The organism is Jiangella muralis, assembly GCF_001270745.1.
Classification (GTDB): domain Bacteria; phylum Actinomycetota; class Actinomycetes; order Jiangellales; family Jiangellaceae; genus Jiangella; species Jiangella muralis.
Genome location: NZ_KQ434757.1, coordinates 196,766 through 203,381, shown reverse-complemented (window position 1 = coordinate 203,381; position 6,616 = coordinate 196,766). Strand labels below are relative to the sequence as shown.

At 73.6% G+C, this 6,616-nt stretch carries 8 protein-coding genes; 7 read left to right on the top strand and 1 reads right to left on the bottom strand.

Features of this window, described 5'->3' with window-relative positions:
• Positions 1-82: 82 nt before the first annotated feature.
• The 7 genes from panD to ACW62_RS14355 all read left to right on the top strand — a co-directional run bounded on the left by panD (position 83) and on the right by ACW62_RS14355 (position 5,347).
• Complete coding sequence (gene panD, locus ACW62_RS34050; RefSeq protein ID WP_157574767.1) at positions 83-508, top strand: aspartate 1-decarboxylase; 426 nt, start codon at positions 83-85, stop codon at positions 506-508.
• Between the two features lie 92 nt (positions 509-600).
• Positions 601-2,289, top strand: a complete 1,689-nt coding sequence (locus tag ACW62_RS14380; RefSeq protein WP_053204794.1) for a DUF885 domain-containing protein — start codon at positions 601-603, stop codon at positions 2,287-2,289.
• An 11-nt stretch (positions 2,290-2,300) separates the two neighbouring features.
• On the top strand, positions 2,301-2,666 hold the full coding sequence (locus ACW62_RS14375) for a hypothetical protein (protein WP_053204793.1): 366 nt from the start codon (positions 2,301-2,303) through the stop codon (positions 2,664-2,666).
• Positions 2,663-3,073 carry a hypothetical protein gene (locus tag ACW62_RS14370; protein ID WP_157574754.1) on the top strand — a complete coding sequence of 137 codons (411 nt, stop codon included), beginning with the start codon at positions 2,663-2,665 and terminating at the stop codon, positions 3,071-3,073. Before ACW62_RS14375 ends, ACW62_RS14370 begins: the two co-directional genes overlap by 4 nt.
• Positions 3,074-3,083: 10 nt before the next feature.
• A complete protein-coding gene (locus ACW62_RS14365; RefSeq protein WP_083459748.1) occupies positions 3,084-4,259 on the top strand; it encodes a sensor histidine kinase in 1,176 nt (391 codons plus the stop codon).
• Entirely contained in the window at positions 4,256-4,930 is a 675-nt protein-coding gene (locus ACW62_RS14360) for a response regulator transcription factor (protein WP_205629345.1), read from the top strand. Before ACW62_RS14365 ends, ACW62_RS14360 begins: the two co-directional genes overlap by 4 nt.
• 9 nt (positions 4,931-4,939) lie before the next feature.
• Positions 4,940-5,347 (top strand): VOC family protein, encoded by a 408-nt coding sequence (locus ACW62_RS14355; RefSeq protein ID WP_053204790.1) that lies wholly within the window; start codon positions 4,940-4,942, stop codon positions 5,345-5,347.
• A gap of 7 nt (positions 5,348-5,354) precedes the next feature.
• On the opposite strand, the gene ACW62_RS14350 is transcribed toward ACW62_RS14355, so the two are convergent.
• Positions 5,355-6,578: an MFS transporter gene (locus ACW62_RS14350; RefSeq protein WP_205629344.1), complete on the bottom strand. Its 1,224-nt coding sequence runs from the start codon at positions 6,576-6,578 to the stop codon at positions 5,355-5,357.
• Positions 6,579-6,616: the final 38 nt, after the last annotated feature.

The following is a 6,616-nucleotide window of genomic DNA, read 5'->3' as shown; positions in this document are numbered from 1 at the left end:
CAGTCGGCCCCCCGACCCGACGGCCACGCCGACGGTGACGGCCCACCGGCCGCATCGAGCGAGCGAGACCAGGAGTGAACCCGTGTTCCGCACCATGATGAAGGGCAAGATCCACCGCGCCACCGTCACGCAGGCCGACCTGCACTACGTGGGATCGGTCACCGTCGACGAAGACCTCCTCGACGCCGCCGACCTGCTGCCCGGTGAGCAGGTCGACATCGTCGACATCACCAACGGCGCCCGCCTCACCACGTACGTCATCCCCGGTCAGCGGGGCTCCGGCGTCATCGGCATCAACGGCGCCGCCGCCCGGCTCGTGCAGCCCGGCGACCTCGTCATCCTGATCAGCTACGGGCTGGTCGACGACGCCGAGGCGCGCGGGTTCCAGCCGCGGGTGGTGCACGTCGACGCCGCCAACCGCGTCGTCGCGACCGGCGCCGACCCTGCCGAGCCGGTGCCCGGCGCGGCCGCCCAGATGCGCGGCGACACCGCCCACACCGGAGACTGACGTCATACCTCGCGGTCGGCTACCAACCGTCGTAGCCGGCTGACCCACGGGGCTGCCGCACGCCGCGGAGGTCCGCGAGGCATGATGGGCCGGTGCCTCACGACGACGCCGACACCCAGGACACTCCCCGGACGATCGCGGACCGCTACGTCGAGACCATCGCCGACCTCAACCCGCTGGTCGGGACCGCGCTCGGCATCCGGCCCGGCGTCGACGCGATGCCCGACTACTCGCCCGACGGCCGCGATGTCGTGGCCGACGCAGCGCGCGGCACGCTGGCCGAGTTGGACGCCGCGGAGCGGGCCGCGGGCGACGCCGGGCTGCCGGTCGAGGAGCGACGCGCGGCGCGGCTGCTGCGCGAGCGGCTGACGGCGTCGCTGGCGCTGCACGACTCCGGCGAGGGGCTGCGCGAGCTGAGCAACCTGTTCTCGCCGGTGCAGTCGATGCGGTCGGTGTTCCTGATGATGCCGTCCGCCACCGTCGACGACTGGGCGGTCATCGGCCGGCGGCTGCGCAACATCCCGGCGGCCGTCGCCGGCTTCCAGGCGTCGCTTGACGAGGGCGCCCGCCGCGGCCTGTACGCCGCGCCGCGTCAGGTCGACACCGTCCTCGAGCAACTCGACACCTGGCTCGAGGACGACTGGTACACGTCGTTCGTGGCGACCGGCCCCGATGCCCAGCGCGACGAGCTGACCGCCGCCGCTGCCGTCGCCGGTGCCGGCCTGGCCGAGCTGCGTGACCACCTCGCCGGCTACCGCGCGGGCGCCGAGGGCACGCCCGACGCGGTGGGACGCGAGCGCTACGCCGCCTCCGCGCGCTACTGGACCGGCTCCGACCTGGACCTCGAGGACGCCTACGCCTACGGCTGGTCGGAGTTCCACCGCATCGCCGACGAGATGAAGCAGGCCGCCGACGCCGTCCTGCCCGGCCACACACCGCTGGCCGTCATGCGCCACCTCGACGAGCACGGTGAAGCGATCGAGGGCGTCGAGGAGGTCCGGGTCTGGTTGCAGGGCCTGATGGACCGCGCGATGGCCGACCTCGACGGCACCCACGTCGACCTCGCCGAGCCGATCAAGCACGTCGAGGCGATGATCGCGCCACCGGGCAGCGCCGCCGCGCCGTACTACACCCGGCCGTCGCTGGACTTCAGCCGGCCGGGCCGCACCTGGCTGCCGACGCTGGGCGAGACCCGGTTCCCGGTGTGGGGCCTGGTCAGCACCTGGTACCACGAGGGCGTTCCGGGCCACCACCTGCAACTGGCGCAGTGGGTGCACGTCGCGGGCAGGCTGTCGCGCTATCAGGTGAGCCTCGGCTCGGTGAGCGCGATGTCGGAGGGCTGGGCGCTCTACGCCGAGCGGTTGATGGACGAGCTGGGCTATCTCACCGACCCGCCGATCCGGCTCGGCTACCTCGATGCGCAGATCATGCGGGCGATCCGGGTGATCATCGACATCGGCATGCACCTGCGGCTGCGCATCCCGAACGGCGAGACGTTCCACCCGGGCGAGGTGTGGACGCCGGAACTGGCCCGCGAGTTCTTCGGCGCCTTCAATGGCCGCGACGCCGCGTTCCTCGACTCCGAGATCGTCCGCTACCTGGGCATGCCGGGGCAGGCGATCGGCTACAAGCTGGGCGAGCGGGCGTGGCTGGCCGGCCGCGACGCCGCTCGGTCGGCACGCGGTGCGGACTTCGACCTCAAGGCGTGGCACATGGCCGCGCTCTCGATGGGCTCGCTGGGGTTGGACGACCTCACCGACGAGCTGGCCCGGCTCCCGTGACGGGCTGACCCATGGTTGCCGTCGTCGACTGGGCCGTCATCGTCGCCTCGCTGGCCTACGCCGCGTGGGCGCTGGTGGCGGTCGCGCGCAACCAGCCGCCGCGCGAGCCGTACGTCATCGGCGCCGGGGTGGTCGAGCTGCTGATCCTCGTCCAGGCGGTGGTGGCGGTCGTGCTGATGATCGCCGACGGCGCACCGGACGAGACCGCGACGTTCGTGGGTTACCTGCTGATGAACCTGATCATCGTTCCGCTCGGGTTGTTCTGGGCGCTCGCCGAGAAGTCCCGCTGGGGCACGTCGGTGCTGGTGGTGGCCGCGCTGGTGGTGCCGGTGCTGGTGGTGCGCCTGCAGCAGCTCTGGGACGCGGGCGCCGGGTGAGCGTGACGTCCCAGCGGTCCAGCGGGCCCGGCCGGCTGCTGATCGCCGTCTACGCGGTGTTCGCGCTCGCGGCGTCGGCCCGGGCCGCCGTGCAGATCGCGACGAAGTTCGACGACGCGCCGGTGGCGTACCTGCTGTCGGCGTTCGCCGCGCTGGTGTACATCGTCGCGACGGTGGCGCTGGCCCGTCCCGGCGCGACGGCCCGCCGGGTCGCGCTGACCGCCGTCACCGTCGAACTGATCGGAGTGCTGACGGTGGGCGCCATCACGGCGTTCGATCCGGGCGACTTCCCCGACGACACCGTGTGGTCGGTGTTCGGGCGCGGCTACGGGTTCGTGCCGCTGGTGCTGCCGGTGCTCGGCCTGCTCTGGCTGCGCCACACAGCGCGGGCGAGCGCGGCGAGTTAGCCTGCTCCCCGTGAGGCGCAGGGACCGGTTCTACGCATGGGTGCGCCGGCACCCCGTGGTGCCGGACGCCGTCATCGCGCTGGGCGTCTTCGTCACGCTGGTGCTGTTCTCGGCGGCCGCGTTCGACCCGCCCTGGGCGCACTTCGTCCTCGGAACGGTCATGTGTGCCGCGCTGGTGTTCCGGCGGGTGCGCCCGATCGAGTCGTTCGGCGTGCTGGTGGCCGCCGGGCTGGTGCAGTGGGCCACCGGGCTGCAGCTGACCCCCTACGACGTCGCCTTGCTGCTCGGCCTGTACGCCGTCAGCGCCTACGGCCCGCGGTGGGCCAGCCGGGCCGGGCTCGCGGCCGGGTTCCTCGGCGTCGTGCTGGGCACGCTGCGCTACGTCCCGTCGGTCCAGGAGAGCGCGGAGGCGTTCGTGGCCAGCGCCATCGGACTGTCCGCGACGGTCATCGGCGCCTGGGCGATGGGCGACGTGCGGCGCACCCGGCAGGCGTACGTCGCCGAGCTGGTCGAGCGGGCGCACCAGGCCGAGCGTGAGCGCGACCAGCGGGCCCAGCTCGCGGCCGCCGAGGAGCGCTCGCGCATCGCCCGCGAGATGCACGACGTCGTCGCGCACAACCTGTCCGTCATCGTCGTGCAGGCCGATGGCGGCCGCTACGCCGGCGACCACGACCCGCAGGCCGCGCTCGACGCGCTCAAGACCATCGGCGACACCGGCCGCGGCGCCCTGGCCGAGATGCGCCGGCTGCTCGGGGTGCTCCGCACGGCGGAGGACGACGGCTCGGTCCGCCCGCAGCCGGGGCTGGGCACGCTGCCCGAGCTGGTCACGTCGGTGCGCCAGGCCGGGCTGCCGGTCGAGCTGGACGTCACCGGCCCGCCGCGGCCACTGCCGCCGGGGCCGTCGCTGGCGGTGTACCGGGTCATCCAGGAGGCGCTGACCAACGCCCTCAAGCACGCCGGCCCGGTAGCCCGTGCGAAGGTGGCGCTGGTGTTCGCCACCGACCGGCTGACCGCCCAGGTCAGCGACGACGGCCGGGGCGCGGCCGCGCCGAGCGACGGGCTCGGCCAAGGGCTGGCGGGCATGCGGGAGCGGATGACGATGTACGGCGGCACGGTGACGGCGGGACCGTCGTCCGGTGGTGGCTGGCGGGTCGACCTCGACCTGCCCTATGGCGAGGGGAAGTGAGCGTGCAGCCGGTCAGGGTCTTCCTGGTGGACGACCAGCAGTTGGTCCGAGCCGGGTTCCGGATGGTGATCGACTCCCAGCCGGACCTCGAGGTGGTCGGCGAGGCCGGCGACGGCGACGCCGCGCTGCACACGCTCGCCGTCACCGCGGCCGACGTCGTGCTGATGGACGTCCGCATGCCCGTCCTCGACGGCGTCGAGGCCACCCGCCGGCTGCGCTCGCGCGAGGACGCGCCGAAGGTCATCGTGTTGACGACGTTCGACCTCGACGAGTACGCGTTCGCCGCGATCAAGGCGGGCGCCAGCGGGTTCCTGCTCAAGGACGTGCCGCCGCCGACGCTGCTCGACGCCGTCCGCACGGTGCACTCCGGCGACGCCGTCGTCGCGCCGAGCACCACCAGGCGGCTGCTGGAACGGTTCGCCGGGCACCTGCCCGAGGACGCCACGCCGCCCGACGCCGTCTGGGCCGAGCTGACCCAGCGCGAGCACGAGATCGTCCGCGAGGTGGTCCGCGGCCGCTCGAACGCCGAGATCGCGGCGACCCTGTTCGTCACCGAGGCGACGGTCAAGACGCACATCGGCCGGGTGCTGGCCAAGGTCGGCCTGCGCGACCGCGTCCAGCTGGTGGTGTTGGCGTACGAGACCGGGCTGGTCCGTCCCGGCGCGTCGTAGGGTCTGCGCATGCGCATGCTGCACCTCGGCCTCCGGGTCACCGACCTCGACCGCTCGCTCGCCTTCTACACGGCCGTCGGCTACACCGTGGCCGGCCGGGTCCCCGAGACGCCGTTCGGCAGCCTGACCATGCTCCAGCTGCCCGGCGACCCGTTCATCAGCCTCGAGCTGGTGCACGACCCCGCACGGCCGGTCACCGACACCGGCGCCGTCAACCACCTCGTCGTCCAGACCGACGACATGGCCGCGACGGTCGCTGACCTCGCCGCGAAGGGCCTCGCGGCCGAGCCGCCGGTCGACATGGGCGAGGGCATGTCCACGTCGTGGCTGACCGACCCCGACGGCTACCGCATCGAGCTGGTGCAGTGGCCGTCCGGCCACCCCGAGGGCATGACCGCCGCCGACTTCGTCGAGTAGCCGGCGCTCAGTCGCCGACCTCGACCCGGGCCGGGCGCTGCTCGCGGGCGGCGGGGGAGACCAGTCCGAGGACGATCGCGGCGGCGGCCACGGCCATCAGCGCGTTCAGCACGCCCTCGTGGTCGCCGAGCCAGCCGAGGATGGGCGGGCCGGCGAGGAACGCGGTGTAGCCGACCGACGCGATGACGCTGACCCGCGCCGCCGCCCGCCGCGGGTCGTCGGCGCCCGCGCTCATGCCGAGCGGGAAGCCCAGCGCGGCGCCGAAGCCCCAGACGATGCTGCCGATCAGCGCGACCCAGAGCGAGCCGCCGAACACCACGAGCAGCACGCCGCCGGTGGCCAGCACGGCGCTGACGCGCAGGATCGGCAGCCGGCCGAACCGGTCGACCAGCTGGGTGCCGGCCATGCGGCCGACCGTCATGGCGGACAGGAAGATCGCGAAGCCGATGGCCCCGACGGTGTTGCTGACCTCGTAGCCGTCGACGAGGCCGAGCGCCAGCCAGTCGTTGGCGATGCCCTCGACCAGCGCGGCGCACATCACCATGAGGCCGATGAGCAGCGTGCGCGGCTCGCGCCAGGCGGTGAGGACGGAGATCTTCTCGACCGGCGTGCCGTCGTCGTGGACCTCGGCGGCGTGCGGCAGGAAGCTGCGGGTGGCGACGATGGTGACGGTCATCGCGATGATGCTGACGGTGGCCAGGTGCGCCACGACGGGGACGCCGATGGCCGCGGTGCCGGCGCTGAGGCCGGCCCCGGTGACCGTGCCGAGGCTGAACGCGGCGTGGAACCGCGGCATGATGGTGCGCCCGAGCAGCCGCTCGACGGCGGCGCCCTCGACGTTCATCGCGACGTCCCAGGATCCCGAGCCGTAGCCGAACAGCACCAGCCCGGCCGCGGTGACGGCGACGGCGCCGGCGGTGTCGGCGCCGATGCCGGCCAGCGTCAGGCCGGTCGCCACCAGCACCGAGCCGCCGGCGACCGTGCGGGCCGCGCCGATCTTGCCGACGACGAACCCCGACGTGGGCAGCGCGACGAGCGAGCCCACGGCGAGTGCCAGCAGGACCCGGCCGATCTCGCCCGGGGTCAGGCCGAGCAGGTCGCGCACCTCGGGGATGCGCGCCATCCAGCTCGCGAGGGCCAGCCCGTTGAGGGCGAACACCGTGGCGACGGCGTTGCGGGCGCGGACGGCCCTGGCCAGGTCGGGCGACGGGGCCGGAGCGGAGTGGTTCACGGAGTATCCCCAGGGGTCAAGAACGCGTCAGGATTTTC

Bases quoted from the DNA above. Each gene is read 5' to 3' on its own strand.
- ACW62_RS14375 (WP_053204793.1), top strand. From the start codon at position 2,301: ATGGTTGCCGTCGTCGACTGGGCCGTCATCGTCGCCTCGCTGGCCTAC.
- ACW62_RS14355 (WP_053204790.1), top strand. From the start codon at position 4,940: ATGCGCATGCTGCACCTCGGCCTCCGGGTCACCGACCTCGACCGCTCG.